The sequence below is a fragment of the Verrucomicrobiota bacterium JB022 genome, from assembly GCA_030673845.1.
Lineage (GTDB): Bacteria > Verrucomicrobiota > Verrucomicrobiia > Opitutales > Oceanipulchritudinaceae > WOUP01.
In genome coordinates this window covers 1-26,061 of sequence record JAUTCQ010000015.1, presented here as the reverse complement: position 1 = coordinate 26,061, position 26,061 = coordinate 1, and the positions used below count along the sequence as shown (strand labels likewise).

General features: G+C 62.8%; 30 protein-coding genes. 13 read left to right on the top strand and 17 right to left on the bottom strand.

The window, feature by feature from the left end; genetic code table 11:
* Positions 1-260: 260 nt before the first annotated feature.
* Positions 261-1,628 carry an MFS transporter gene (locus Q7P63_10655; GenBank protein ID MDP0500549.1) on the bottom strand — a complete coding sequence of 456 codons (1,368 nt, stop codon included), beginning with the start codon at positions 1,626-1,628 and terminating at the stop codon, positions 261-263.
* A 118-nt stretch (positions 1,629-1,746) separates the two neighbouring features.
* On the opposite strand from Q7P63_10655, the gene ilvB reads away from it, so the two are divergent.
* The 3 genes from ilvB to Q7P63_10640 all read left to right on the top strand — a co-directional run bounded on the left by ilvB (position 1,747) and on the right by Q7P63_10640 (position 4,352).
* Entirely contained in the window at positions 1,747-3,597 is a 1,851-nt protein-coding gene (gene ilvB / locus Q7P63_10650) for a biosynthetic-type acetolactate synthase large subunit (protein ID MDP0500548.1), read from the top strand.
* 118 nt (positions 3,598-3,715) lie between these two features.
* Positions 3,716-3,967: a type II toxin-antitoxin system prevent-host-death family antitoxin gene (locus Q7P63_10645; protein MDP0500547.1), complete on the top strand. Its 252-nt coding sequence runs from the start codon at positions 3,716-3,718 to the stop codon at positions 3,965-3,967.
* A gap of 7 nt (positions 3,968-3,974) precedes the next feature.
* Positions 3,975-4,352: a type II toxin-antitoxin system VapC family toxin gene (locus Q7P63_10640; protein ID MDP0500546.1), complete on the top strand. Its 378-nt coding sequence runs from the start codon at positions 3,975-3,977 to the stop codon at positions 4,350-4,352.
* A gap of 191 nt (positions 4,353-4,543) precedes the next feature.
* Here the strand turns inward: Q7P63_10640 and Q7P63_10635 are convergent, their stop codons facing one another.
* The gene (locus tag Q7P63_10635; GenBank protein MDP0500545.1) at positions 4,544-5,317 is read right to left on the bottom strand and encodes an anaerobic ribonucleoside-triphosphate reductase activating protein; all 774 of its coding nucleotides are present in this window, start codon (positions 5,315-5,317) and stop codon (positions 4,544-4,546) included.
* A 370-nt stretch (positions 5,318-5,687) separates the two neighbouring features.
* Between Q7P63_10635 and Q7P63_10630 the strand changes: the two genes are divergently transcribed.
* On the top strand, positions 5,688-6,299 hold the full coding sequence (locus Q7P63_10630; GenBank protein ID MDP0500544.1) for an RloB family protein: 612 nt from the start codon (positions 5,688-5,690) through the stop codon (positions 6,297-6,299).
* On the opposite strand, the gene xerD is transcribed toward Q7P63_10630, so the two are convergent.
* The 11 genes from xerD to Q7P63_10575 all read right to left on the bottom strand — a co-directional run bounded on the left by xerD (position 6,250) and on the right by Q7P63_10575 (position 16,558).
* Positions 6,250-7,206, bottom strand: coding sequence for a site-specific tyrosine recombinase XerD (gene xerD, locus Q7P63_10625; protein MDP0500543.1), 957 nt, complete (start codon positions 7,204-7,206; stop codon positions 6,250-6,252). The two genes, Q7P63_10630 and xerD, sit on opposite strands and share 50 nt — an antisense overlap.
* Positions 7,207-7,249: 43 nt before the next feature.
* Positions 7,250-7,792, bottom strand: coding sequence for a hypothetical protein (locus Q7P63_10620; GenBank protein MDP0500542.1), 543 nt, complete (start codon positions 7,790-7,792; stop codon positions 7,250-7,252).
* A gap of 52 nt (positions 7,793-7,844) precedes the next feature.
* Positions 7,845-11,465, bottom strand: a complete 3,621-nt coding sequence (locus Q7P63_10615; protein MDP0500541.1) for a hypothetical protein — start codon at positions 11,463-11,465, stop codon at positions 7,845-7,847.
* Positions 11,466-11,616: 151 nt separating this feature from the next.
* Positions 11,617-12,000, bottom strand: coding sequence for a 50S ribosomal protein L19 (rplS, locus tag Q7P63_10610; GenBank protein MDP0500540.1), 384 nt, complete (start codon positions 11,998-12,000; stop codon positions 11,617-11,619).
* A gap of 17 nt (positions 12,001-12,017) precedes the next feature.
* Positions 12,018-12,689: a tRNA (guanosine(37)-N1)-methyltransferase TrmD gene (gene trmD / locus Q7P63_10605; GenBank protein ID MDP0500539.1), complete on the bottom strand. Its 672-nt coding sequence runs from the start codon at positions 12,687-12,689 to the stop codon at positions 12,018-12,020.
* A 70-nt stretch (positions 12,690-12,759) separates the two neighbouring features.
* A complete protein-coding gene (rpsP, locus tag Q7P63_10600; protein MDP0500538.1) occupies positions 12,760-13,044 on the bottom strand; it encodes a 30S ribosomal protein S16 in 285 nt (94 codons plus the stop codon).
* A gap of 400 nt (positions 13,045-13,444) precedes the next feature.
* Entirely contained in the window at positions 13,445-14,230 is a 786-nt protein-coding gene (locus tag Q7P63_10595) for an ATP-binding cassette domain-containing protein (GenBank protein MDP0500537.1), read from the bottom strand.
* 263 nt (positions 14,231-14,493) lie between these two features.
* A complete protein-coding gene (gene aroB, locus Q7P63_10590; GenBank protein MDP0500536.1) occupies positions 14,494-15,621 on the bottom strand; it encodes a 3-dehydroquinate synthase in 1,128 nt (375 codons plus the stop codon).
* A 60-nt stretch (positions 15,622-15,681) separates the two neighbouring features.
* Positions 15,682-15,978 (bottom strand): type II toxin-antitoxin system RelE/ParE family toxin, encoded by a 297-nt coding sequence (locus tag Q7P63_10585; protein ID MDP0500535.1) that lies wholly within the window; start codon positions 15,976-15,978, stop codon positions 15,682-15,684.
* The gene (locus Q7P63_10580) at positions 15,975-16,190 is read right to left on the bottom strand and encodes an addiction module protein (GenBank protein MDP0500534.1); all 216 of its coding nucleotides are present in this window, start codon (positions 16,188-16,190) and stop codon (positions 15,975-15,977) included. Before Q7P63_10580 ends, Q7P63_10585 begins: the two co-directional genes overlap by 4 nt.
* A 146-nt stretch (positions 16,191-16,336) precedes the next feature.
* On the bottom strand, positions 16,337-16,558 hold the full coding sequence (locus tag Q7P63_10575) for a hypothetical protein (GenBank protein ID MDP0500533.1): 222 nt from the start codon (positions 16,556-16,558) through the stop codon (positions 16,337-16,339).
* Between the two features lie 144 nt (positions 16,559-16,702).
* On the opposite strand from Q7P63_10575, the gene ftsY reads away from it, so the two are divergent.
* From ftsY to Q7P63_10550, 5 genes are read left to right on the top strand one after another with little or no spacing between them, the layout of a single operon-like run.
* Positions 16,703-17,632 (top strand): signal recognition particle-docking protein FtsY, encoded by a 930-nt coding sequence (gene ftsY / locus Q7P63_10570; protein ID MDP0500532.1) that lies wholly within the window; start codon positions 16,703-16,705, stop codon positions 17,630-17,632.
* A 19-nt stretch (positions 17,633-17,651) separates the two neighbouring features.
* Complete coding sequence (locus tag Q7P63_10565) at positions 17,652-18,071, top strand: DUF5069 domain-containing protein (GenBank protein ID MDP0500531.1); 420 nt, start codon at positions 17,652-17,654, stop codon at positions 18,069-18,071.
* An 18-nt stretch (positions 18,072-18,089) separates the two neighbouring features.
* Entirely contained in the window at positions 18,090-18,518 is a 429-nt protein-coding gene (locus Q7P63_10560) for a DUF5069 domain-containing protein (protein ID MDP0500530.1), read from the top strand.
* A 19-nt stretch (positions 18,519-18,537) separates the two neighbouring features.
* Entirely contained in the window at positions 18,538-18,966 is a 429-nt protein-coding gene (locus tag Q7P63_10555; GenBank protein ID MDP0500529.1) for a DUF5069 domain-containing protein, read from the top strand.
* A complete protein-coding gene (locus tag Q7P63_10550) occupies positions 18,963-19,382 on the top strand; it encodes a DUF5069 domain-containing protein (GenBank protein ID MDP0500528.1) in 420 nt (139 codons plus the stop codon). Before Q7P63_10555 ends, Q7P63_10550 begins: the two co-directional genes overlap by 4 nt.
* Positions 19,383-19,394: 12 nt before the next feature.
* Here Q7P63_10550 and lpxA read toward each other — a convergent pair whose 3' ends face one another.
* Positions 19,395-20,168, bottom strand: coding sequence for an acyl-ACP--UDP-N-acetylglucosamine O-acyltransferase (gene lpxA / locus Q7P63_10545; protein ID MDP0500527.1), 774 nt, complete (start codon positions 20,166-20,168; stop codon positions 19,395-19,397).
* Between the two features lie 147 nt (positions 20,169-20,315).
* Positions 20,316-21,689, bottom strand: coding sequence for a bifunctional UDP-3-O-[3-hydroxymyristoyl] N-acetylglucosamine deacetylase/3-hydroxyacyl-ACP dehydratase (locus Q7P63_10540; GenBank protein MDP0500526.1), 1,374 nt, complete (start codon positions 21,687-21,689; stop codon positions 20,316-20,318).
* 250 nt (positions 21,690-21,939) lie between these two features.
* Between Q7P63_10540 and efp the strand changes: the two genes are divergently transcribed.
* Both efp and Q7P63_10530 read left to right on the top strand, forming a co-directional pair.
* On the top strand, positions 21,940-22,503 hold the full coding sequence (gene efp / locus Q7P63_10535) for an elongation factor P (GenBank protein MDP0500525.1): 564 nt from the start codon (positions 21,940-21,942) through the stop codon (positions 22,501-22,503).
* Positions 22,504-22,647: 144 nt separating this feature from the next.
* The gene (locus tag Q7P63_10530; GenBank protein ID MDP0500524.1) at positions 22,648-23,241 is read left to right on the top strand and encodes a hypothetical protein; all 594 of its coding nucleotides are present in this window, start codon (positions 22,648-22,650) and stop codon (positions 23,239-23,241) included.
* Positions 23,242-23,256: 15 nt separating this feature from the next.
* Here the strand turns inward: Q7P63_10530 and Q7P63_10525 are convergent, their stop codons facing one another.
* Both Q7P63_10525 and Q7P63_10520 read right to left on the bottom strand, forming a co-directional pair.
* Positions 23,257-23,679, bottom strand: coding sequence for a response regulator (locus Q7P63_10525; protein MDP0500523.1), 423 nt, complete (start codon positions 23,677-23,679; stop codon positions 23,257-23,259).
* A gap of 123 nt (positions 23,680-23,802) precedes the next feature.
* A complete protein-coding gene (locus Q7P63_10520) occupies positions 23,803-24,810 on the bottom strand; it encodes a lipid A deacylase LpxR family protein (GenBank protein ID MDP0500522.1) in 1,008 nt (335 codons plus the stop codon).
* 157 nt (positions 24,811-24,967) lie between these two features.
* On the opposite strand from Q7P63_10520, the gene Q7P63_10515 reads away from it, so the two are divergent.
* Positions 24,968-25,183: a hypothetical protein gene (locus tag Q7P63_10515; GenBank protein ID MDP0500521.1), complete on the top strand. Its 216-nt coding sequence runs from the start codon at positions 24,968-24,970 to the stop codon at positions 25,181-25,183.
* A gap of 54 nt (positions 25,184-25,237) precedes the next feature.
* Positions 25,238-26,017 (top strand): SDR family NAD(P)-dependent oxidoreductase, encoded by a 780-nt coding sequence (locus Q7P63_10510; protein MDP0500520.1) that lies wholly within the window; start codon positions 25,238-25,240, stop codon positions 26,015-26,017.
* Positions 26,018-26,061: the final 44 nt, after the last annotated feature.

Below are 26,061 nucleotides of genomic sequence, written 5' to 3'. Positions count from 1 at the left end.
ATTGCGGCTCCAAAATACGACCAATGTGGTTTTAGCAGAGGTGACCGGCGTCTTACACCCACACCTTGTAAAATTAAGGCAATTAGCCTATGGTTAAAATTACGCATAAACACGTATAAATATGCAACAACTAGAAGAATCCAACCTTCTAGGGCATAGACCTGAAGCTACCGATCCCTTAATATTTTGCCATGGAGTACGCCCCTGGGCTCTGCGCTTGCCTGTTTCGCAGGCCCGGGGGCTCTCCTTGGCAGCTCACCTCAAGCCACCGGCACCTTGCGCTGCGGATTGACGGCAAACCACGAGCCGACGAGGAAAACGCCATACATGCAAAGCGTCATCGCCAACGCCCCACGGTAAGAGCCCTGCAGCGCCTTCAGTTGCCCATAACCCGCCGGGCCAAACGCGCTGCCCCACACCAGCCAAGACATCGCCATGCCGCTGATCGCCCCCAGGTGTTGCCGACCGAAGAAGCGCGCATACGTCACCCCCGTGATCGAGGGGAAGCAGCCCCACGCCATACCCAAACCGAGCACGAACAACCCTTGGCCCAGGCTGCCCGGCATCAACAACAGCCCACCCGAGCAGATCATCCCACCCAGGCACATCGCCATCGAGACGTAGCGCAGGCGGATGTGGTCGAGCAAAAACCCCACCAGCAGATTGGTCGCGATCGTCACCAGCCCGGTGATGCCGAAGAGGTGGCTGAGCCCCTCCCCGCCCACGCCCAGGCTCTCGCCCAGATCGACGAGGTGGAACGAGATGGCGGTAAAAAACAGTCCCTGAAAGGCCATCATGAGCGTAAAGAGCCAGAAGGCATACGTCCGCATCGCCTCGCCGCGCGTGAACTCCTTGCGCATGATCAAGTCGGGGTTCTTCGGCTCGGCCTTTTCCGCCGGGTAGACCTTGCCGTCCATCACCAGCCCGCACTCCTCCGGGTTGTCGCGGTAAAACAGCCAGCCCATCGCGCCGAGGCCAAACAACGCCAGCCCCGCCAGCACCAGGTAGGCCCCACTCCAGCCCAGGCCGTTGACCAGCGGCAGCAGCAAGGCGGGGGCGCTCGCAAACACGCCGCTCACCATCACGCCCTGAATCGCCGTCACGAGCCCCCGACGCCGGTTCCACCACTTCATCAGCATCGCCCGAGGTGCCAACGTCAGCAGCCCCTGCCCGGAAAAGCGGATCAGGAGAAACGCGCCCATCGTGGCCACAAACGAGCCGAGGTTGACCTGCAGGCCCCCAAGCTGCCAATCGGCGCTCAACCAGCCGAGCAGGGAGCTGCGGATCCAGTCGAGCTGCGAAATGGCGGCCAGGCTGAGGCCAAAGAGCACCGCCGCCAGCACGAAGAAGCGCCGCGCGCCCAGCCGATCGAGCATCTGCCCGCCCAGCGGTAACAGAAAACCGCTCAGCGCCGTCCCGCCCATGTAAGCATACGAAAGCTGCAAGCGGCTGATGTTCAGCGCCTCGCACAGCGCATCGCTGAAGACGCCCACCCCCACCGTCTGCCCCGGGATGCTGCCGATAATCCCCAACCCGGCCACCACCAGCACCACCCAACCGTAGAAAAACGGCAGGCCCGCTGGCGAAAAAGGCACGCGCGGATGCCAAAGTCGTCGAAAGAGCGACATGCCTCAAGAGAGCCTACCTGCAGCAGACATGGCAACCCCGCGGGCAATTTATTGCCCCAAACCACACAAGCCAGTTCCGGCCACTCTGCCCTTGCCAGCCTCACGGATTCCTTCAAGGATGGCCCATTCTGTAAACCTTGAGACCACGGCCCAACCGATGACCCTCGATACGCTTGCCGCAACCACCCCCTCCGCAAAACAGGCTGAAATCCCGACCTCGATCCGAGGCTCCGACCTGATCGTCTACTGCCTGGAGCAGGCAGGTTGCGAGTACGTCTTCGGTTATCCGGGCGGTGCCTCCATGGAGATCCACCAGAGCCTCACCCGCTCCAACAAGATCCGCACCATCCTGCCCCGCTTCGAGCAAGGCTGCGGCTTTATGGCCCACGGCTACGCCCGCGCCACCGGCAAGCCGGGCGTGTGCATGGCCACCAGCGGCCCCGGCGCGACCAACCTCGTCACCTGCGTGGCCGATGCGTTGATGGACTCCATCCCCGTCATCGCCATCACCGGCCAGGTCAACCAGAAGTTGATCGGCAAGAGCGCGTTCCAGGAGACCGACGTCTTCGGCATGTCCCTCCCCGTGGTCAAGCACAGCTACCTCGTGCTGAACATCCGCGACATCCCGCGCGTGATCAAGGAGGCCTACCACATCGCCACCACCGGCCGCCCCGGCCCCATCTGGATCGACATCGCCAAGGACGTGCAGCAGACGACCCTCAGCGGTCAGGAGCTGATCGACGCCCTGAATGCCCCGATGGACATCAGCGGCTACAAGCCCGAGGTGAAGTGCAGCGACGAAGACCTGCTCGCCATCATCCCCGAGCTGGAAAAGGCCGAACGCCCCGTGATCTACACCGGCGGCGGCATCATCAGCGCCGACGCCCAGGAAGAACTCGTCGAATTTGCCAACCTCACCGGCTTCCCCGTCGCCACCACCCTCATGGGCCTCGGCGGCTTCCCGGAAAACCACCCGCAAGCCCTCCGCTGGTTCGGCATGCACGGCGGCGTGGCCGGTAACTGGGCCGTGTGCGAAAGCACCCTGCTCGTCACCCTCGGTGCCCGCTTCGACGACCGCATCACCGGCGTCATCGCCAAGTTCGCGCCCGACGCCAAGATCGTCCACATCGACATCGACAAGAGCGAGCACCACAAGAACAAAGTCGTCGAGTACCCCATCCACAGCGATGTGAAGTACGCCCTGCGCCGCCTCAACGAGCTGCTGCGCGAGCGCGGCTACCAAAAGCCCGACATCGCCGCCTGGAACGAAAAAGTCTACGGCTGGCGCGAGCAATACCCCTTTGAATACGAAGAGAGCCCGCACATCATCCCGCAGCACGCGATCCGCACGCTCTACGAGGTGACCAACGGCGAGGCCATCATCACCACCGGCGTGGGCCAGCACCAGATGTGGTCGGCCCAGTTCTACCAGTTCAACACCACCCGCAGCTTCCTCAGCTCCCTCGGCCTCGGCACGATGGGCTTCGGCCTGCCCGCCGCACTCGGCGCCAAGGTGGCAGCGCCCGACCGCGTGGTGGTCGACATCGACGGCGACGGCTCGTTCATGATGAACGTGCAGGAGCTCGCCACCGCCATCATGGAGAAGATCCCCGTGAAGGTGATGCTGCTCAACAACCAGCACCTCGGCATGGTCGTGCAGTGGGAAGACGTGCTCTACGACGGCGTGCGCGCCCAGACCATCCTCGGGCACCCCGACAACCTCGGCGGGCCCGAAAACGTCGATGCCCTCTACCCCAACTGGCCCAAAATCTGTGAAGGCTTTGGCGTCACCTGCCGCCGTGTGTGGAAGAAGGAAGATCTGCGCGAAGCGATCGAGGAAATGGTCGCCCACGAAGGCCCCTACGTGCTCGACGTCGTCGTGCCCTACACCGAACACGTCATGCCCTTCATCCCCGCTGGCGCCTCCGCCAAGGAAATGCTCATCAAGAGCCCCAGCAAGGCCCGCTAGAGCCGCCGGCAGTTTATTTTTCCGACAAGGGAGGCCCCGCAAAAGGCCTCCCTTTTTTGTGCCGGCCCCAGCTGGATTGACAGCCGGCTAGGGGAGCCTATGCTAAAACCAGAATCCCATGCAGATCGCGAGTATCCAGGAAGCGGGCAACCAACTGCCTCACCTGCTGGCAAAAGTCGCCGCCGGTGAAGAAGTCGTGCTTTCACACCACGGAACTCTCGTCGCCCGAATCGTGCCTTTCGAAGCGCCCAAGGGAGGGGTCAAGCTCGGCCTCATGGCTCACCTGAACCTCAGCGAGCCCGCTACCTGGGACAATGACGAGGAAACGCAAGCAGCGTTCGAAGACCCGGATATCTTCCCCTCTACTTAGCATCGCGGTGCGTCTCCTGATCGACACCCATATCCTGTTCTGGGCTCTGGCCGTGCCCGAGCGCCTGACCGAAGCAGAAAGGAAGGCGCTGGAACATGCGGAATCCACCATCTTTGTCAGCGCTGCCAGCCTCTGGGAAATGCGCATCAAGGCCGCAAAAGGCAAACTGACGCTGCCTGACAACTTCCTCGACTACGTCCGCAGTGCCAACTTCATCGAGCTACCGGTGACCCTTCGCCACGCCGACGCGATCCGCAACCTGCCTCCGATCCACGGCGACCCTTTCGACCGGATACTCGCGGCACAAGCAAAAGTGGAGAATCTGGCCTTGATGACGCGGGACCGCTTCCTGCGCGAATATCGGGTCTCCCTGTTTGAGGGCTGAACTCACCCCTCACCTCGCCCTCTTTCCTTTAAAAAATTAAAGCCCCCGGTCTCACCTCCGGGGGCTTTTGCGATCACCTGTATTAGTCTCTCTTAATCGTCTCTGGTCTATGTCTCTCTATTAGTGTCGTCTCTCTTCAGATGTCTCACCTATAGCATCCCGCTGTCTCACGGCGGGACGAAATCGCTCTGTTACTCAAGAAAATCGTCGTCGTCATCATCCAGTTCGTCGAGCGGAGTGCCGCGGCCGTTGGGCATGGGCACCGCGCTTTCGTTGCTGCGGATTTCGAAGATTTTCACGCGGCGCTCCATAAAGGGGCGCAGCTTGTTCAAAGTCTTGTAGGGGAAGGCCGGGCGACCGCGCAGCGATTCACGCAGGCAGTGGTCGCTCACAAAGTCTTGCAGGGCGTAGCGCTGGGCGCCGCGGACGAGTTCGCCCATCGCCTTCAGCTCGCGCAGGGTGTGCAGCCCCGGGACCACCGTAGTGCGAAACTCGTGATCGATCCCGCTGTTCTTGATCATCCAGATGCTGGTGCGGAGCACTTCGGGGTCGACCCGCGCACCGGCGAGCTGCTGGTAATTGGCCACCGGGCCCTTGAGGTCCATCGCGACGTAGTCCACCAGGCCTTCGCTCAACATCACCCGCAGCATTTCCGGGTTGGTGCCATTGGTATCGAGCTTCACCAGGTAGCCCAAGTCCTTGATCGCTGCCGCAAAGCCCGGGAGATCGGAATGGAAGGTCGGTTCGCCCCCGCTGATCACCACCCCATCGAGCTGGTTCACGCGCTTTTCCAAAAACTGCATCACTTCTTCTTCCGGGATTGGCTTCCGGAAGCAGCGCGGCATCACGAGCTCGGGATTGTGGCAGAAGGGGCAGCGCCAGTTACAGCCCTGGGTGAAGACCACCGCAGCGATTTTGCCAGGGTAGTCGATCAGGGATGTTTTGTCTAAGCCGCCGATTTGCATCTCAAGTTCCTCGGTAAGTTCGAGGGCAAGCTACGTGACCTTCTAATGCGGATCAAGACTTTTCATAAGAAATCTTAATTGAGGTTTTGAGCCATAGATAGTTTTGCTAATAGACAAAATTCCCCGCGCTAACTCCCCAACATGGTCCGTTCTACCCATTCGACAGTTGGCAAACGCCCTCATCTTCTTGTACCACAAGCGGCTTACTCATTATCCAGCGCATTAGAGTTCATTGTCGCCGACGCGCACGGAAGCGCCACATCTTCACATTTTGGGCCCGACAAAAAAAGTATCGTTTACCGCTTCTGATCCTGCGCGCCGCACTCTCCGGGCTCGCCTGCCTGCGATTGCCGCCGCTAAGCTGCCCCGAATGACGCACCTGCGCATCCTCTGCGAAGGCGAAGCAACGGAGCCCCAGTATCTGCGGGCGCTCACAGCCCATCTGGGCCTGACCGCGCACGTCGAGATCTCCTGTGCCACTTCGCCCGACCCGCAACGGCTGTTGACCGCCGCTTACGCCAAAGGCGCGGGGGAAACGTGGCTGGTGCTCGACGCCGAATCGCACTCCCGCGACGCCGTCCGCGCCCGCCGTCTCTCCAAGGTCGTGGCGCAGGCGCTGGAGAAGACTTACCCACGCCTCGCGCTCTCCAACCCCTGCTTCGAGTACTGGCTGCTGCTCCACGAAATGCCCGACCCCCGGGCGCTGGCCACGCCCGCCCGGATCGTCGCCCGGCTGGAAAAGCTCTGGGGCCGGCCCTACCGCAAGGGCGCCCTGCCATTAGAGCGCCTGATCGAAAACGGCCGCTGGAAAGACGCCTTGGAACGTGCCCGCGCGCTTCGACAAAACGCCGGCCCCCTCACTACCGCCGGCCAATGGCTCCGGCAGCGCCCCTTTACCACGGTCGACGCCCTGGTCGAGCGCCTCGTCCTGCTCAGCGGGTCTGTTTGCGCCGCGGGTGCGCCTTCCGGTGAGCCGCGATAAGGTGCTCGGGCTCCACCTTGGTGTAGATCTCCGTCGTGGTGATGTCGGCATGGCCCAGCATCTCCTGGATACTGCGCAAGTCGGCCCCATTGCTCAGCAAATGCGTCGCAAACGAGTGGCGCAGCAGGTGGGGCTTCACCGGCTTCTCGATCCCGGCATCGCGCGCGTAGACCTTGATCAGGTGCCAGATCGTCTTGCGCGAAAGCGGTAGCCCGCGGGCACTGAGAAAGAGCGTGCCCCCGGTGTGCGGCTTCACGAAATGGGGCCGCGCGAGCCGGATGTAGCGCTCCAGCGCCTCCGCCGCCACCTTGCCCACCGGCACCACGCGGTCTTTGTTGCGCTTGCCCGCCACCACGCGCACAAAGCGGTCTTCGAGGTTCAAGTCGAGCAACTGCAGGCTGCACAGCTCCGACACCCGCAGGCCGCTCGAATAAAACAGCTCCAGCCAACCCCGGTCGCGCAGGCCTTGGGCGCTTTCGCGCGAGGGCGCATCGAGCAGCCGGTCCACCTCGTCCGGCGTCAACGTGTCCGGCAGGCTCTGGACCAGACGAGGACCTGTCAACAGCTCCGAAAAATCGTCTTCGCGCAAGTGCTGCTTCACGAGGTAGCGCGCCATCATGCGCACCGCCGTCAGCTTGCGCGCAATGCTGCTGGGCGCCAGCTCATCCTCGCGGCTCAGCTCCTGCATCCATTCCGAAAGGTGCTCCTCCTGCACGTGGCGCCAATCCGCCACGCGGTGCTGCCGCTGCAGCCAAAGGCAAAACTGCACCAGATCGCCCTCGTAGCTTACGACAGTGGCCTCTGAGTAGCCCTTCTCCAGCTCCAGATGAAACAAATAGGCCTCAACCGGCTCGCTCAAGCCAGCCGGGAAGGCCGAAAGGGTGATCTTGGAAGGCGCGCGCGGCATGTAAGGGCGCTGATTGTCCCGCAAGCACCGCTGCCCGCCAAGCCTATTTACCCACTGCCTGCTGGAAGCAATAGGCAAACAGCTCGCGCCACTCGGCCTCCTGGATCTCGATGCAGGCGCGCTCGTAGTCGCTGCCGCTGTCGCGATTATCGTCGCAGATGTCGACAAAGATGCCCGGCTGCCAGGTGTCCCAATCGTGGAACGGCCCGTGGTGGCTGGAGCTCTTGGCGCTCTGCAGCAGGCTCGGGTAGATCGGGTGGTCGCCCACATTCTTCAGCCAGTATTTGGCATTACCCGGGTCCGGCTCGCGGCGGTGCATGATGGCGTGCCAGAGGGCCGCCGTGGGGTTCTCCGCCCCTTGGGAAATGCCATGCGCCGCCTCGATGTGGTTGTAGCGCAAGAGCAGCCCGGCGAGGCAGAGCTGAGCCATCTCCCGGTCTTTCACCTCGTGGTCCTGGAACAGGTCGTCGACCGACAGCTCACCGAGCTTGACAGTCTCGTGGTCGTAAGGCTTGCCCGGCCCGAGGGGGGCCGGTTCGGCATATTCGATCAGGGAGTCGATATAGGAACCAAAGGAAGAGCGCATGGGACAAAGTGCCTCAAACCATGCAGTTGCGCAACCGCTCGGCTCATTCTTTCTACTGCCCGGAGCCCTGCTGCTGCGTCTGCTTTTCCTTCTCCTGCTCCTTCTGTTGCTGGCGGTTTTGCAGCCCTTGCAGGAAGCCGCCGAGCCCGCGCGCGACTGTCTCCTCGCGGCTCGTTTGCGCCTGCCCTTCGGCGGTACCTTCCGCGTTGGCATCCGCCGGTTGTTGCGTGCCCGACTGCTGCCCTTGCGGCAACAGGCCCCGCAGGAAGTTGCCGCCCTCGTCCAACAACTCCTTCTTGGCGTGGTCGACGATCTTCGTCACCAGCGACGACTGCAGGTTGCCGAGCGGGCCGCTCAACTCGAAGCTCTCGATCGCCGTGTAGCCCTCGCTGTCGGTATTGGGAAACTCCCAGCCGAGCTTTTCGAGGTTGTCGATCAGCGGACCGGCTCCACGCAAGCTCATCTTGATGTTCGTCGTCCAATCCGTGGCAGGTTTCTGGTTGAGGTAGTCGATCGCGCCCTGCCCGACCAGGTGCACCGTCGACGACTGGATGTCGAGGTTGCGCAGGAAGAGGTCGAGCGAGTCGTCGCGCTCCAGATCGAGCGCAAAACTGTCGTAACGCACCTCGCGCAGCCCTTCGAGCACCTCGTTGAGCACGGCCTGCGACTCCTTGGCAATGCGCGCGGCGTCCCCGCCGACAATGCCCGACAGAGCGCCGAGGCCGGAGGCGAGCATGGTGCCACGTTGATCCCACTCCCCCAGCGGGCGGATCACACCGTTCTCGGAAGTGACCTTGAACTGCCCCGCGACCGCTTCTGCGATAACCGCAAGATTGGGGGCCGAGCCGTTCAACTGGCCTGCGAGGTTGAAAGTGCCTTCCAGCACCGGGGCCGTCTGCCCCTGCGGCGTCGTCAGGAAGGGGCCGGGGTCGAAGTTTTGCACGTCGAGCTTGCCGCTGAGCTGGTAAGGCGACTGCGGCTGCTGCTCGTTGAACGCAAGGCGACCGTTGAGGCTCAGCGGCGTTTCGGCCTGCTTGGCCCCCATGTCGATCACCACTTGGCCCGGCTCGACCCGCAGCTCGCCCGCCACGTCGGCAATCGTCGCCTTGCCCTGGATAATTTCGGCGATCTGCAGGGCCGCCTTACCCGTGTAGCCCGCCCAGAGCGGTTTGGCGTCGGGCTCGCGCGAAGGCTCCTCGCCGGTCGGCTGGGGCTGGTTTGGCGCTGGTTGTTGGGGAGCCGGTTGCCCTTGGGTGCTGCCACCTTGCGGGGCGAGCGCCATCAGTTCGTCGATCACGAGCGTGCCGGCCTGCACCTTGGCGTCAAACGTGCCCGTGCCGGCGGTGGGCTTGGCCTGGGCGGAGAAATTGACTTGGGCCGTGGTCGAGCGGATCGGCTGCGGGGCCTTCTTCGCGATGGGTTGGCGCAGCAGGTTGGCGAGCGAGGCGTTGAAATTGCCGCTCAGCTTCACCTCGCTGTCCGGGTCGGCCGTCAGGGCGCCCTCGGCCTTCATTGTGCCGCTGGCGAGTTCGCCCGCCGCGCTCGTCAGGCGGAAGGTCTTCAGCTCGAACGCAAAATTCTCGGGGCTCACCATGGCCTGCAGGTCGAGCGTGCCGTCGATGCCTTGCACCAGCGCACCCTGCTCCGGGTCGGTGTAGCTGAGCTGCTTGAGCGTCAACGGCTGGCTCGCGCGCAGGGTGACGCGCTCGTCGCTGGCCGAGATCCCCAAGGTGCCGGCGGCAGTGCCCGAAACCGTCGCGCCCCCCAGGAAGGCGTTGGCGAGGGTGAGCGGGATATCGTTGAGGCGCAGCGTGATCAACTCACCCTGCAGTTGCGAAAGTCCAAAATCGGCGTCGGTCGGCTTCAGGCGCAAAGCCTTGGGCGCTTGCAGCACCAACAGGTCGCGGTTCTCGGCAGCGAGGGCCACGTTCAGCTTCTGCACCGTCAGATTTTCCGGGTCGTAATCGGCGGCCACTTCGCCCTGGCTGCGAATGCCGCGCGGCAAGCGACGCGCTTCGGCCCCAAGGAAGGCTTCCGCCACCGCCTGCGGCAGCTGCCCGGTATAAGTGAGGCGCGTCTTCGCGCTCAGCGGAGCATCGGCAGGCGTCTGCCAATCGGCGCTCAGCTGGCTGCTGAGGATCTCCGACTGGTCGAAGGTCACGCGCAAATCCGTCCACCCCGCGCTGCCGCCGGTCGGCGTGATGCGGGCCTGGGGCGAAAAACGAGCCTCCAGTGTGCGGGCGGGTTGGCCTTCGGCGGTCAGCTGCGCAGTGGCCTGAAGCGGCTGCGGCGCACGCAGCACCAGCGCGTCGTCCTCTTGCGCCACCCGAAGATTGGCCACGACGGCCTGCGGCTGCACGGCTCCCTCGATCTGCAACTGGCGCCACAGTTCGCGGGGCAGCTGCAGCGCGATCTCGATCAACTCACCCTGAGCGGCGCTTTGGAAATGTTCATCCAGCTCGATCGGCTGGAGGTTTTGCACGTTCAACAAGCGCCCGCCCCCCTGCTGCGTCACCGACAGCTTGAGCTGCGGCGCCCGCAACGCCTGCCCAGTGTAATCGGCCTGCGCGACCAGCGCCAGATCGAGGTCGAGATCCTGACGCAGCGGCAGCCCCTCGGCCTGCGCCACATGGGCATTGCCCTGAAAATCGGCCGTCAGCGAGCCCTGCAACGTCTCGACCTGGACCGCAAAATCGGCCTGACCTTGCCAGACGAAGCGATGCGGCTGCAGCAGCGCCGCGAGCACCTCCGTCTCCTGCGTATCCAGATCCATCGCCAACGTGCCTTCGAGCTGCTCGGATGCTGCCGTCCAGCGCGCATTGAGATCCACCAATGGCTGCGGAGAGGTATCGCTGCGCAAGTTGAGCGTGTAGGCTTCGCCGCCCTCCACCGCCTTCAGCTCGCCATCGACGAGTAGGGCCACGGGGGTTGCGGTGTCGCCTTCCATCCGCGTCGTCTGCTGCAGGTCGATGCGGGAAAAACCGCCTTCCGCCAGCTGGGCCAATCGCAGCTGCAGCTGCTGATTCACGCGGCTGTAGCCATTGATGGCCTGAGCCAGGCGGCCTTGTGCCTCGACCGTAATACGCCCTTCCGCGCCGGGAGCGATATTGCCGCCGCTCACCTGCGCGTTCAGCTCGGTGCCGTCGGGCAGGACGACTTGTGCGTCGGCGGAAATCTTTTCGAGGTCGAACTTCAGGCCCAGGTCGCGCGTCATGGCGAGGATGCCGTCGAAGTCCATCGGCTCACCCGGCTCCTGCGGCTCCGGCGTGGTCACGGGCGCGGGCTGCGGCTGGTAGGTGCCCTCCACCTGCGGGAAAAGCTGCTTGAGCCGGGCGCTGCTTTCGATACCAGGGGCAAGCTTCACGCCTTGCACATCGACCAAGGCTACCTCGACCGTCTTGCCGAGAATGGCCCACACGTTGTATTCCACCGTCGCTTCGTCGATGAAGATGCCGGTGTCGTAGCTCAGCACAAAAAGGTCGTCGACCTTTGCACCGCCCAGGCCGGCCTTGATGTAGGCGGCCTCGGCGTGCATGCCGGGCTGGCCGTTGAGCTGCCCGAGCACGACAGAGCGCTGCCAGCCGGGGCTGTTCAGGAAAATCAACACCGCGATCAGCGGGAGGGCGATCAAGACCACCAGCGCGGCCAGGATGATGAGAAGAACGCGTTTCATAGGGCGACGGAAAGCTAAACTACGGATATACAATACCCGGGCACCGCTGAAAGCAACTGCGGCGCCCAGTTGTCACGAGAGTGAGGTACAGAAAAAACCCTGCCTTGTCGGGCAGGGTTTCTCAAAATTCAGACGCTGGGTCGGGAAGCGACTACTTGTGCTTGGCACCGCCACGGGTAGCCATGTAGACGCGCTTTTCCTTGACCGCGTTGGCAGCCTTACCGATACGACCACGCAGGTAGTACATCCGGGCCTTCATCGTGATCGACTCGCGGTCGACTTCGACCTTCTCGATCACCGGGCTGTGCACCGGGAACACCTTCTCGACGCCTTCGCCCATGCTGGCGCGGCGGACCGTGAACGTCTCGTGAATGCCATGACCCTTGCGGGCGATCACCACGCCGGCAAAGACCTGAACGCGCTCCTTGTTACCTTCGCGGATGCGCTGGTGCACGCGAACGCCATCGCCGACCTTGAACTGGTCGCGTTCGGGCTTGAGCTGTTCCTGGGTGATTTCGTCGATGATGGGATTCATGGCTAAATGGCGGAAAGTTATGGCAGGAGGTCGGGTCGGCGCTGTTTGGTTTTCTCAAGCCGGCGCTCCTGACGCCAGCCCTCGATTTTCGCATGGTCTCCGGAAAGGAGAATCTCAGGCACACGCATCCCGCGAAAATCCACAGGACGTGTGTATTGAGGAAAGCCGAGCAGCCTGTCGCTGAAAGAATCCTGCGTCAAGGATTTTTCTTCGCCCAAAACACCGGGCACATAGCGACACACTGCATCGATCATCACTGCGGCCGGCAAAGTGCCGTTGGTCAGCACATAATCGCCAATGCTCACTTCGCGGTCGATCAGGCAATCGCGCACGCGCTGGTCGATGCCCTCGTAGTGGCCGCTGACCAGCAGCAGGTGGCTTTCCTGGGCCAGCTCGCGCACCATCGGGGTGGAAAGCGGCTCGCCGTCGGGGGTCAGATAAACCGCGACCGTCTGGGGCTTCTTCAGCTCCTCGATTGCGGCAAAAAGTGGTTCGGGCTTGAGGAGCATCCCGGCACCGCCCCCAAAAGGCCGGTCGTCGGTAATGCTCCACTTGTCGGTCGCCCAATTGCGCAACTGGTGCGCGGTCACCTGGATCAGCCCGTTCTTTTGGGCACGACCGATCATGCTCTCGGAGACAAAGCCGTTGAGCATGTTCGGGAACAGCGTCAAAACATCAATCGTGAGCATGGCAACTTATCCTGACGCTGAACCGGGTAAGGGATCGTGCCGTCGGTCAAAACAGACCGGACGCAGGCGCTTAGGCCTGGGCTTCAGCAGCAGCCGGAGCAGCCTTGGCGGCGGCGCGGGCGCGCTTGATGATGCTGCGGACGGTGTCGGAGGGCTGGGCGCCCACGCTCATCCAGTATTCCGCACGCTCGAGGTTGAGCAGCTCGCGTTGCTCGGGCTTGCCATTGCGGGGGTCGTAGGAGCCAATACGCTCCACGAAACGGCCGTCGCGGCGGTTCGAGGATTCGGCAACGACGATGCGGTAGTGAGGATTGTGGGTAGCGCCCCCACGTTGAAGACGGATTTTCAGTGCCATGCTACGGTCAAAGTTGAAATGGTGAAAAACGGGCAAAAAACTGGAATCGGAGACGCTTGTCAATGGCAAATACTCCCGCCAACAGCCCAAAGGTGCTTTCTGTATTACACATGGGACTTGATTTGTAAGGCACAAAACGTATGATAGCCCTTAACTGGAGGCCGCCCGGGTTCCGTCCGGGCGGGATCAGTTACCGCCGATCTCGGTTGGTCTCTCTGATGATAAGCAAGATCATCAGAAGCACCAATACCAGTACAAACGGATCGTTCATACTGCACCTCCGGTTAAGGGTTACTACATTTGGAACTTGTCCCCCATTCCGGGGGACATTTTTTTGTAACCCTCTAGAGGTGAGGATGCAATGTAAATTGCTGAACCTAAGTTCAGTAGGCCTGCACCTTTAGCAACCCTTCACCTGCAGACGGTAGCGACCGTTTTCGCGCAGGATGCCGATTTCGGCGCCGTAGGCCTCGCTCAGCAGGTGCGGTTGCAGGACTTCCGCTAAGGGGCCGCAGGCGATCTTGACGCCTTTGCCGAGCAACAGCGCGTGCTCGATGCCGGGCACCACCTCCTCCAGATGGTGCGTCACGAGGACGACGCCCGGGCTTTCCGGACGGGCCAGCACGCCTTCCAGCCAGCGCAGAAAGCGTTCGCGCGCCACCGGATCGAGGCCCGAGCAAGGCTCGTCGAGGAAAAGCAGCTCGGCCTGGCTCATCAGGCCACGGGCAGTCATCACCCGCTGCCGCTCACCCTGGCTCAGCAGACGCCACTCGCGCCGGGCGAGGTAGCCCACGTGCAAGTCTTCCAGCAACGCCTCGGCCTCGGCCACCAGCGCGGGGGTCAGCTCGCCCCAGAAGTTGAGCATGGCAAAGCGGCCGCTCGCGACCACCTCCACCGCCGTCTCTTCGCCCTGGATCTGCTGGGCCAGCGCCACGCTCACCACCCCCACCCGCTCGCGCAGGCTGGGCCAGTAGCTGCGCCCATAAACTTGCCCGAACACCTCCACCTTCCCGGCAGTCGGGGTCAGGTAGCCGGTCAAGGCCTGCAGCAGGCTCGTCTTGCCGCTGCCGTTGGGCCCGAGCAACACCCAGTGCTGCCCACGTTCCACCCGCCAGTCGATCTGGTCGAGAATCGTCGTCGGGCTGCGGCGCACCGTCAGCCCCTGCACATCAATCAAAGCTGCCATAAGGCAAATAGTCTTGAATCTACGTCTACCCGAGGTATCGTAACTTTATTGAAGGTTCCCCGGTTTGTTTCCCTAATGATGAGCAAGATCATCAGGAGCGCCAATACCAGTATAAACGATTCGTTCATACGGCACCTCCAGTTGAAGGTTAGACTTTATAGAACCCAATGTCCCTCGATCATTCGAGGGACATTTTTTGTTATGCGGCCTTCGCTTCGGAGCGCAACCCCGAAGCCTGAGCAAAACCGCACCCCTTGCCCCGTCTAACCCTCACTCCCCGACGGGCGGGAGGCTTCGCTGCCGTCGACCGCGCCGACGCCGCGCCAGAGCTGCTCGACCTTGGGCCATTCGAAATCCGAAGTGGTAAAGGCCTGGCCCATCTTTTCCATCAGCACGAGCTTGAGCTTGCCGGCCGACACCTTCTTGTCGCGGCCCATTGCCTCGACGAGGGCTTCCAGCGACAACGCCTCACGCAGGCGGATCGGCAAATCGTAGCTCTGGAACAGCAGGGCGATGCGGCGCACGTCGCGCGGCTCGATGAAGTCGCGCTCGGCGGACAGCTCGGCGGCGAGCATCATGCCGACCGCGATGGCCTCCCCGTGCAGGTAGTCGCCATAGCCCGCCACCGCTTCGATCGCGTGGCCAAAAGTGTGACCGAGGTTGAGCAGCGCGCGCCCGCCCGTCTTGGCCTTCTCCTGCTCGTCTTCTTCGACGATGCGGGCCTTGATCTCGCAACAGCGGCGCACGATTCCGGTTAGCGCGGCGTGGCGCGGGTGCAGGCGGTCGAGGCGCTCCAGGTATTCAAACAGCTCCACGTCGTCGAGCAGGCCGTATTTGATCACCTCCGCCATCCCGGCGCTGAATTCGCGCGGCGGCAGCGTATCGAGGAAGGCCAGGTCGCAGAAGACCGCGCGCGGCTGCCAGAAAGCGCCGACGAGGTTCTTGCCCGCGGCGAGATTGATGCCCGTCTTGCCGCCCACCGAGCTGTCGACCATCGCCAGCAGGGTCGTCGGCACTTGGTAAAATTCGATCCCGCGCAGGTAGCTGGCCGCCGCGAAGCCCGCCAGGTCGCCCGTCACGCCACCACCGACCGCGAACAGCACGCCGCTACGGTCGATCTTCTGCTTCGCGAGGAAGTTGCAGGCCTTTTCGAGCCACGGGAAACACTTGGTGGACTCGCCCGACGGCAACTCGAGCATGGGCGCGCCCTCGAACATGTCCTCCAGCGCGCAGCCGAAATGCTCTTTGACGTTGGCATCCACCAGCACGGCCACCGGGCGGCGATCCTGCCGCAGCGCTCGCACCGCGCGCAAAATGTCCTGCGACAAGTCGCGCCCAATATGGATGGGATAGGCCCGTGCGCCCAAACCAACTTCCAACGTCGTCTTCATGCCTTCAGCCTCGCCCAACGAGCGCCCCGGCGCAAGGGGTTTCGCGCGGAAGGCTGGCCTTTAGGAAGAGCGGAGACGCTCGGCCATGCGGCGCGGATCCATCCGGCAGTCCAGAACTGCCAGCACAGAAACCACTCCGTCCTCGACGGCATAGAAGATCGCGTAGGGAAAGCGCCTTGTGAGGAGGCGATGAGCGCCATAGATTCGGCGATGCGTCCCAGCCGTTCCACTCAAAACACGAAAGTCAGCCAGAACAGAGCTGACGAAATAGCCGCCCAACCCACGGCTCTGCTCCTCATAAAAGGAATAGGCCTCGTCGAGATCGCGACGAGCTGGAGGCAAGACGATGACCTTCATCCGCGCTGGCTGAAATGCTCCTCGATTTCCTCCAGCGTATAACCAGTCGTCTCCCCGGCACGGAAGCGGCGGAGGCGCTCCTTCACAACATCCTCATGCCATGCCGGCGCCTCGTGCTCTGCTGCCTCGCCCGTCAAATCCGTCCAGAGCAGCTCCAAGGCTTCGAGCTTCTCTTCGCGGGTCATCTGGTCGAGCGGGAGGACGAATTTCATGCCCATAACCTGCACGATCTTCCGCGTTTTTGCGAGCCGGAAAGCACGTCACCCCGCCCGCGTTGATGTTAGTGAAACGCCCTTTCGCCAACGTCAACGCACTTTGATGTTAGCGGAGCATACGTCAAAACTCCACCTGGCTGGCGTCAGTATGGGCGCGGGCCGATCCATTCGTCGCGGCGGGGGCGCAGGCGGATGTGGCGCTCGGAGCTTTCGCGGTTGAGCAGCTTGAAGCCGGCCCAGGAGCAGAAGCACGCCGCCAACGCGATGCCAGCGCCGACAGCCAAAGTGACGGTGCCCGCCACGAGCGTCCAACCGGTGGAGACCAATAGCGCTCCACCCGTCCAGCTCAGCATGAATCCCAGCATCGTGCGTCTCATCGAAATTCCAAACGCGCATTTTCGACTCGTAAACGCCAGATGTCGAGCCCGGCCCGCGAGAAACACACCGACACGCCCAATCCTCCACCCGCTGCTTGCACTCGCGCACAAGGCGATCCACACTCCGTGGCAATGAAGGGTTTCTTCGGCAAGTTCAAGGAGGGGCTGAAAAAGACCACGCCGACGTTTTACAAGCTGTTCAGCTCGGCCGGTGGCCTGTTTGGCGGCAAGAAAATCGACGCGTCGTCGCTGGACGAGCTGGAAGAGGCGCTCTACACGGCCGACTTCGGAGTCGAAACGACCGAGGAGATCCTGACGGAGATCCAGAGCGCCCACCGCAAGGACAAGGAGCTGCGCGGGCAGACGGCGGCCAAGATCGGCGCCAATGTGCTCAAGCGTGTGCTCGACGGCGCGGAGGGCGATTTCGACCTCTCGGGCGACGAGGTGACGGTGATCGCGATGATCGGCGTCAACGGCAGCGGCAAGACCACCACCACGGCCAAGCTGGCCAAGCGCTTCAAGGAGCAGGGCTACAACCCGATGGTGGGCGCGTGCGACACCTTCCGCGCGGCCGCCAACGAGCAGATCAAGGAATGGTGCACCCGCCTGGATGTGCCCCTGATCTCCAGCCACCACGGGGCCGACGCCGCCGCTGTGGCCTACGATGCCTACGCGGCCGCCAAGGCCCGGGGCAGCAAGGTGCTGCTGCTCGATACGGCCGGGCGCCTGCACAACAAAGTCAACCTGATGAACGAGCTGCAGAAGATCCGCCGCGTGCTGCAAAAGCACGACGAGCTGGCGCCGCATCACAGTTGGCTGGTGCTCGACGGCTCCATCGGCAGCAACTCGATCGAGCAGGCCCGCGTCTTCCACCAGGAGTTCGGGCTCACCGGGCTGATCATCACCAAGCTCGACGGCACCAGCCGCGGCGGGGCCCTCGTCGGCATCTACCGGGAAATGGGGCTGCCCATCTTCTACGTCGGCCTCGGCGAACAGCCGGACGACCTTCAGCGCTTCAGCGCCGAAAACTACGCCAACGCCATCTTTGGCGTTGAAGCCTAAACCCGCCACGCACCCTCCCATGGCCTTCCCTGCCTCCCCCTACCAGCAAACGGGCGGACTCGTTTACTTTGCCCGCATGATCAGCAAGATCCGGCTCTTTGCCGCCGGAGAGCTGCCGCCGGAATACCACGCCAATCGTGGCGACCGCGCCGACGCCGTGCTCTGCGACTATCTCGACGTGCGCTACGCCGACCTCGAACGCGCGGTGGTCGAAGGCAGCCTGGATGCCGAGCAGGCCCTCGCCTGGTGCTACGAACAACGCAGCCAGCCGCTCAGCGGCCCTCGCATCAAGGTGTGGAACGACTTCCTCTCCAAGCGCGGCTGGCGCGACGACCGCACCGCCAGCCTGCAGCAGGAAATCGCCGCCGCCGGGCTCGAAGGGCGCGGCATCGAGACCGTTTTCGAACTGATGGTGGCCGAAGAAGGCCACGCACGCTAACATCACTCACCCTCGGCCATGGCATACCCGGTATCTCCCTACCAGAAGACGGGCGGACTCGTCTTCTTCGCCCGCATGATCGACAAGATCCACCTCCACGCACGCGGAAGCCTGCCCGCAGATTACGAGGCTTTTCTCCACAAAGGCTTCAACGCCTGGATGTGCGAATACCTGGAGGTCGACTACGCGGACCTGGCCCGCGCCGTGATCGAAGGCAAACTGGACGCCGAAGCGGCACTTGAGTGGTGCTACGCCCGCCGCGGGCGTGCCCTCAACGCCACCCAGATCAAGGCCTGGAACGTCTACGCGCGCCTCTTTGGCCAACAGGGCGAAGCGGCAGCCGCCCTCGCCCGCTCTGCCGCCAGCGCCAGCCTCGGCGGTCGCGGCATCGAGACCTTCTTCGAGCTTTTTGCGACCGAAGAAGGCCACCCCAAGCCCCGCGCTTAACCTACGACGCACCCGCATCATGGCCTATCCCGTTTCTCCCTACCAACAAGTGGGCGGTCTCTATTACTTCCCGCGCATGATCTCCAAGATCCGCCTGCACGCACGCGGCGAGCTGCCCGCCGACTACGTGCCCATGCTCGAAAAAGGTTACAACCTCTGGCTCTGCGACCTGCTCGGCGTGCGCTACCCTGATCTCGCCCAGACCGTCCTCGAAAACGAATTGAGCGATGAAGAAGCCCTGGAATGGTGCTACACCCAGCGCGGCGGCCCGCTGAACGCCTCGCAGATCAAGATCTGGAACGGCTTCGCTGCCGGGCGCGGACGCAAGGACGACCGTAGCGAATCTCTGCAAAAGGAACTGCGCGCGCTCAATCTCGCTGATCGCGGCATCGAGACCAACTTCGACCTGTTTGTGGCCGAAGAAGGCCACCCCCGCCCCACGGCATGACCTACGCCGTCAGCCCGTATCTCACCTGCGGGGGGCTGTGTTACTTCCCCCGCATGCTCAGTAAGATCCGGCTCGTCCAGACGGGCGAGCTGCCGGAGCACTACATCCGGCGCTGTTACGACCTCTGGCTGGCCGACTTTCTGGAAATCGACTACGAGGCCTTGATCCGCTACGTGGCCGCAGCCGACCCCACCGACGAGCAGGCACTAGCCTGGTGTTACGAAAAGGGTCGCCAGCCCAACGCGATGCAGATCGAGACCTGGAACGCCTTCGCCACCAAGCGCGGCTGGAACGACGAACGCACCGCCGGCCTGCAGGCCAAGCTGCGCGAAGAAGGGCTCGCGGGCCTCGGCATCCAGACCAACTTCGACCACATCGAAGCCAAGGAAGGCAGGCCACTGAAGGGTATGCGGTAGGACTCTCCGCTCTTACGACAAGCCGCGTTTGCTGGCGCGGATGAAGGAGGCCAGATTGACGACGATGGGGTCGTCGCCCAGTTCGCCGGACTCGAGCTTTTCGAGGGCCTGCGTACGGTTTTGGCCTTCGCGGTAAAGCAGCTTGAAGAGGCGCATGGCGAGGTTGACCTGTTCGACGCTGTGGCCGGTGCGCTGCATGCCCACCTTGTTGATCAGCTTGATCTCCGCCGGGTTGCCTTCGGCAATCATGTAGGGCGGGATGTCTTGCGTTACCTTGGTCATGCCGCCGACGTAGCAGTGCCGGCCCAGGCGCACAAAGGGGTGCAAGGCCGTATGGCCGCCGACCACCGCGTGGTCCTCCGCCTCGATGTGGCCGCCAAAGGTGCTGTTGTGGCCGAGCAACACGTGGTTGCCGATGATGCACTCGTGCGCCACATGGCTGTAGGCGAGAAAGTAGCAGTCGTCGCCAATGATCGTGGCATCGCCCTCGGCCGTGGCGGTGTGGACGGTGCAGTATTCGCGAAAGACGTTGCGCGCGCCGATCTTGAGCGCCGGGAAGCCGCCCTTGAACTTCAGGTCCTGCGTTTGTCCGCCGATGAAGGCGTAGGGGAAGACGACGTTGCCGGGCCCCATCGTGGTATTGCCCTCGACGGTCGCGTGGTGATGGATCACCGTGCCGGCCGCGATGCGGACGCGCGCGCCGATGTAAGCCATCGCGCCGACCACGACGCCTTCTTCCAGCTCGGCCGTAGGCTCGACAATCGCAGTTGGGTGGACCTGAGGCATAACAAAAGGATCAGATGGATGGGGAACAGGAGTTAAAAGGAGTCAAAAAGAGTTTTAAATCTACAGGTTCTTCAAAACGGGCAACTCACTCTCCCAAATCGCACTCCTTTTAACTCTTTTTAACTCCTGTTTGTTTCCTGCTTCGGCTTACAGCCCTTCCTCCGGGACGTCGACGACCATGAAGCTTAGTTCGGCGGCGGAGACGACCTTGCCGTCGACGCGGCATTCGCAGGCCGCATGGGCCATGCGCTCGCCGCGCACCTTCACGATCTTGGCGATGATCTCGAGCTGGTCGCCCGGGATCACGGCGCGGCGGAACTTCACCTTGTCCGCGCTCATGAAGAGGGCCACCTTGCCGTCGGCCGCCATGTGGCGGAGCATCACGAGGCCTGCCGCCTGGGCCATGGCTTCGATCTGGAGCACAGCGGGCATCACGGGGTTGCCGGGGTAGTGGCCGACAAAGTAGGGCTCGTTGATCGTGACGTTCTTGATCGCCTTCAGCTCATACTCGCTGATGAACTCGACCACGCGGTCGATCATCACAAACGGGTAGGCGTGCGGGAGCATGTCGAGGATGCGGCGGATGCGCAGCTCCGTCTCGTGCGGGAGGATCGTCTTGGGGCGCGAGGGCGGCATGGGGGCCGTCGTCGGCTTTTCGAGCTTGGGCCCGGCAGCCGGCGGCTCTTCGGTGGCCTTCATCTGCTGGTAAAGCTTTTTCGTGAGGTCGGCGTTGAGCTTGTGGCCCGTGCGTACCGCGATGATGTGGGCCTTCAACCGCTTGCCCAACAGCGCGAGGTCGCCCACGATGTCGAGGATCTTGTGGCGCACGAACTCGTCTTCGAAGCGCAGGCCTTCCTTGGAAAGGATCTGGTTGCCCTTGATCACGATGGCCGAGTCGAGACTGCCGCCCTGGATCTTGCCCATTTTGAGCAGCGGCTCGATGTCTTCGTAGATCGTAAAGGTGCGGGCTGCCGCCACGTCGCTACGGTAGACCTCCGGGTCGATGTCGAGCGTGAGGTGCTGGGTGTGGATGCCGCGATCGTCCGTGCTCGTGCAGGTGACGCGGAAGCCGTCGTGCGGCAGCGCGATGATCGAGCGGTTGCCGTCGGAGATCGAGATCGGCTCCTTCACCTCGTAATACTCGCGCGGCGCGTCCTGCTCCACGATCTCGGCCTTGTCGATCAGCTCCACAAAGTGGCGGGCCGAGCCGTCGAGGATCGGGGGCTCCGAGGCGTCGAGCTCGATAACGCAATTATCGACCCCACACCCGATCAGCGCACTCATGATGTGCTCGATCGTATGGAGCTTGGCGTGCCCGGCCGAGATATCGGTGCTGCGGACCAGTTGGTCGGCCACAAACTCGATCCGGGGCTTCACCTCGGGTTTGCCGTACAGGTCCACTCGCCGGAAGGTGATGCCGTGGCCCACCGGGGCGGGCTTCAACGTCAGGTGCACTTCCTGCCCTGTATGGAGGGCCTTGCCGTGGGTGGCGACTTCGCGAAGAATCGTGCGCTGCTTCATGCTGCAATACCAGAATCGCCCCACCGGGGCCAAATATGTATGTGACGGCAGTCGCGGCACTTTGTAAAGACTGAATGGGCATCCACCCTTCGGCGAAGACGTAAAAACCCTCCGAATCGCCCTGTTTGGCGCGATTTCGGGCCCTTTTTGCCGTTGACGCCGTCGCGCCGCGTGTTTGCCTATATCGCTTTCATCCCGCGAGACAACGCGCGGGGCACACGCACATTTTTTTTCCCAACTACCGCTTCCCATGGCCAACCCGAACGACGTCCGCAAGGGCAATTGCATTCTTTTCAACAACGTGCCGCACCTCGTCCTCGCGGTCGATCACCGCACGCCGGGCCGCCGCATGGCCTTCGTGCAGTTGAACATGCGCAACCTCAACACCGGCTCCAGCACGGTGACGAAGCTGTTCTCCAACGACAGCGTCGATATCCTCTCGACCGACACGAAGAAGATGGAATTCAGCTACATCGACCCGATGGGCTACCACTTCCTCGACCCCGAGACCTTTGAAGACATCACCATGCAGGAGAGCGATGTCGAAGAAGCCAAGGACTTCCTCGTCGAAGGCGGCGTGATCGACATCCTCTTCGTCGACGGCAAGCCCGCGCAGATCCAACTGCCGGCCAGCGTCGAAATGGAAGTGGCCGAAGCCCCCGAAGCCGTCCGCGGCGACACCTCGGGCAACGTGCTCAAGCCCTGCGTCACCACCACCGGCGTGACCGTGATGACCCCGCTCTTCATCAAGCAAGGCGACAAGATCAAGGTCTCGACCGAAAACAAGAGCTACCTCGGTCGCGTCAACAGCTAAGGCGGGTCGCTTTTTTACAGATTTCCCCAAGTCCTTGCCCAAAGGACGCTCAAAAACCGACCGGCGCACCCGGTCGGTTTTTTGTTGGGCAGGCCCGCACCTTCCGCGCTTGTCTTCGCGACGGGCGCAGCTAGGCTGCCGACCATGCGCTCCCCTGATGTTTCCCTGCCTTCGTTCCGCTGCGTGCGGGTGTTTCTGGCCCTGCTGGCGGTCCTTTGCCTGGCCGGCACGGCTTTCGGCCAGAAGATCGAGCTGCTGGGGGAGACGTTCGACTTCCGCGCCTCGTCTACCTCAAGCACGGCCGACCTGAATGAATATACGCCCGCCGGCCAAAACCTGCGCGACTGGCAAAGCTACGTGGGCGTGCGCACGGTCTACAACGTCCAACAAGGCTCCGACTACGCCTCGGCCCTCGCGGCACGCTATCAGGAGCAATACCCCGACATGCCTTTCGGCCACGGCTACGACGAAAAGGCCGACCGCTACTGGCTCGACTACCTGGCCTTCCCGCTCACCGAAGTGCCGGAAGACCAGCGCTACCTCGTCTGGAACTTCCTGCTGGTGGAGCCCAACGGCAATGAAGGCATCATCGTGCTCCAGTATGCGCGCCGCGTGCGCTACACCGAGGCCATCGCCGAAGGCATCGAAAAGATGCAAGTCACGGAAAAGCGCGAACAGTGGGTCAAGCAGCTCACCGCGCGCCCTATCGCCGAAGTGCTTGCCGGGCCCAAGGAGTAGGCCCAGCGCGGTCCGTTACGCCCCTTCCGGGCGCCACTCGGTCAAGGGCTTGCGGAAAAAGCCCAAGGGGTAGAAGCGCGGGCTGCCCTGCTTCAGCTCCCGCTTGGGGATGAGGAACTGGATGTCGAGCCCCTGGTAGAGTGCGCGGTGCAGGTCGATGATCGGAATCTCGTTAAACGCCGTGCTGGCGACCATCATCGTGCCCTTGTAGCCCGCACGGCGCAGGCGGCGGACCATCCAGTAGCCGGCCAGGCGGGTCTCCATCGTAATGTCGGTAATGATGGCGGCAAAGTAGTCGGGCGCGTGCGCCTGATACCGGGCCAGCCCCTCTTCACCGCTGACCGCACGCTCCAGCGCAAAGCCGCGCGGCGCAAAATACTCCGTCAGCAGCTCAGCGTAATGGTTGTTGTCGTCGACCAGCAAAAGGGGAATCGCCATAGCTCGGCAGGCTGAAAACCCGAGAGTGTTTGTCAAGCCGTAGGGGAAGTGCGCCGTCTGAACGGGCAGAGATTTCTGCAAAATGGGGAAGTCGTGCGAGGTAAGGCGGCTCAAAAATCCTCCTCAATACTCGAAGGACAGATTCATGGAGCCGAAGGCGTGTTGGCCCCCTTCCTCGAACTGGGTGGTACGGATGATCTGGGCGTAGGAGAGCTTCCAGCCGTTGTAGACGAGGGAGACGCCGCCGACGAAGTCCGTCACCAGCGGTTCCTTCTCGGCGCGGTAGCTTTCGCGGAAGGTGTTGCCGTCGAGCGTGATGTCGCGGATGACGCCCCGGGAGTCGAGTGAGCCGAAGAGGAAGAGGCTGAACTTGCCGCCAATCGGGTCTGTAATCGGCACGGTGGCGTCTCCCGCCGGGCGGATGATGGCCACGCCGTAGTCTTCGGTCAGGTTCCAGCCCACACGGGCACCGCCACCCGCATTGCCGTAGGTAAAGACGTTCCCGACGCTGAAGCCGGTGTGGTAGAACATCTCGAAGCCCATCAACTCCATGTCACCCAACAGGAGATGGCGCCACTTGCGCTCCCACACTAGGTTGACGCCTGGCTCGTTGTGGATCTGGTTGTCCCAGCCGTTGGCGCGCGCGGCTCCCTTGATGCGGTGGATCGTGTTCTGCGTCTCCTCACCCAGGGCAAGCGGCCCCACGACCCCCACGGTCAGCTCCAGGGTATCGAGCCAATTGTCGCTGCGGTGGTGCAGCCCCACCGAGCCGTAGAGCCAGGCGGCATAGGGCCGGTCGTCGATTTGCGGCTCCCGACTATTGATGTCTTGCGGCGTGTACAGGTTTTGGCCGAGGGAGAAGGCCACATGACGGTCGCGCACCGCCTCCTGATGGATCCAGGGCAGGTGTTGCATCACCCAGTCGGCCCAGTCTGCCGGCTGCGGCCCCTGCTCGGGCATCTGCGGCGACACCCAGGTGGCCTTGACGCCATTGGTGTAATTCTTGTCCGTGCGCGCAAACAAGTCGTTCTCGAAGTAGAGGCTGAAGAGGCTCGGCGGGTGCGGCTCGGGCAGCGCCTGTGCACGCAGGGCGGCCCCCGGCCAGAACGGCAGGGCCAGCAGCGGAAGCATGGGAAGGCGGTGCAAAAGCATTAAACGACTGTTTCAACGGCAACGATTAGATTTCATGGCTCGTTTCGCAATCCCGGATTGAACAATTTTAACAATTTGGCAGTCTTAAACTTTATTCCCGCAATTTGCAGGAAGTTCATTCTTCATTTTCCAGCCCATGGCAGTAGCTGCGCTTTCACCCCTGATCTTCGAAGTGGTGTGCCAACGCGATTCCGGCACGTATGAGGCAGATTGCCTCAACGCCCTGATCCAGACCTCCGGCCGCGACCTGGAAGACCTGCACGACAAGCTGATGCAGGCCGCCACCCAACACTACGGTGAAGGCGTCGAGTTTTCCCCCAGCGACATCCATTTGTTGATGTACGAGGAATAGACGAGCGCGGAATAAGGCTTGCCAAGTGGCGCGGCCTTTGACGCAGTGGCGGACATGAATTTGACGTTTACCGACCGGGTGGCGCTCGTCACCGGTGCCGGCCGGGGAATTGGCAAGGCGATCGCAGAAGACCTGGCGCGCGAAGGCGTGAAGGTGATCTGCTTGAGCAAGAGCGAATCTTCCTGCGGCAAGGCGGCTGAAGAGATCCGTGCCCAAGGGGGCAATGCCGTCGCCCTCGCCGTCGACGTCTCCGATGGTGCGGCCGTCGCCCAGGCAGCCGAAGCCCTCCTCAAGGAGCACGGCAAGATCGACATCCTCGTCAACAATGCCGGCATCATCAACCGCAAGACGATTGCCGACATGAGCGTCGCCGAATGGCGCAAGGTGATGGATGTCAACGCCACCGGCGCGTTCGCCGGGCTCAAGGCGGCGCTGCCGCTGATGGCGGAAACCGGCGGCGGCTCGGTCATCAACATCTCGTCCAATAGCGGTTTTTCCGGCCATTACGACCCGGCCTATACCGCCAGCAAATGGGCGCTGCGCGGCCTGACCCGCACGGCGGCGATGGAATATGCCGAAAAGGGCGTGCGCGTGAATGCGATCTGCCCCGGCCTGATCGTCACCGATCTCAACCGCAACTCCCCGCATCTGAAGCCGATGATCGAGATGACGCCGATGGGCCGCAGCGGCGAGGCCGAGGAAGTGGCCCAGCTCGTGCTGTTTTTGGCCTCCGACGCCTCCGCCTTCATCACCGGCGAGGATTTCGTCATTGACGGCGGCTTCACCGGCGGCGCGGCCTATCGCCGCGTGGCGCGGGAGACGGGGATTTACTGAGGGGCTGCGTCGCGGGGAGGGGGCTTACCCCTCATCCGGCGCAT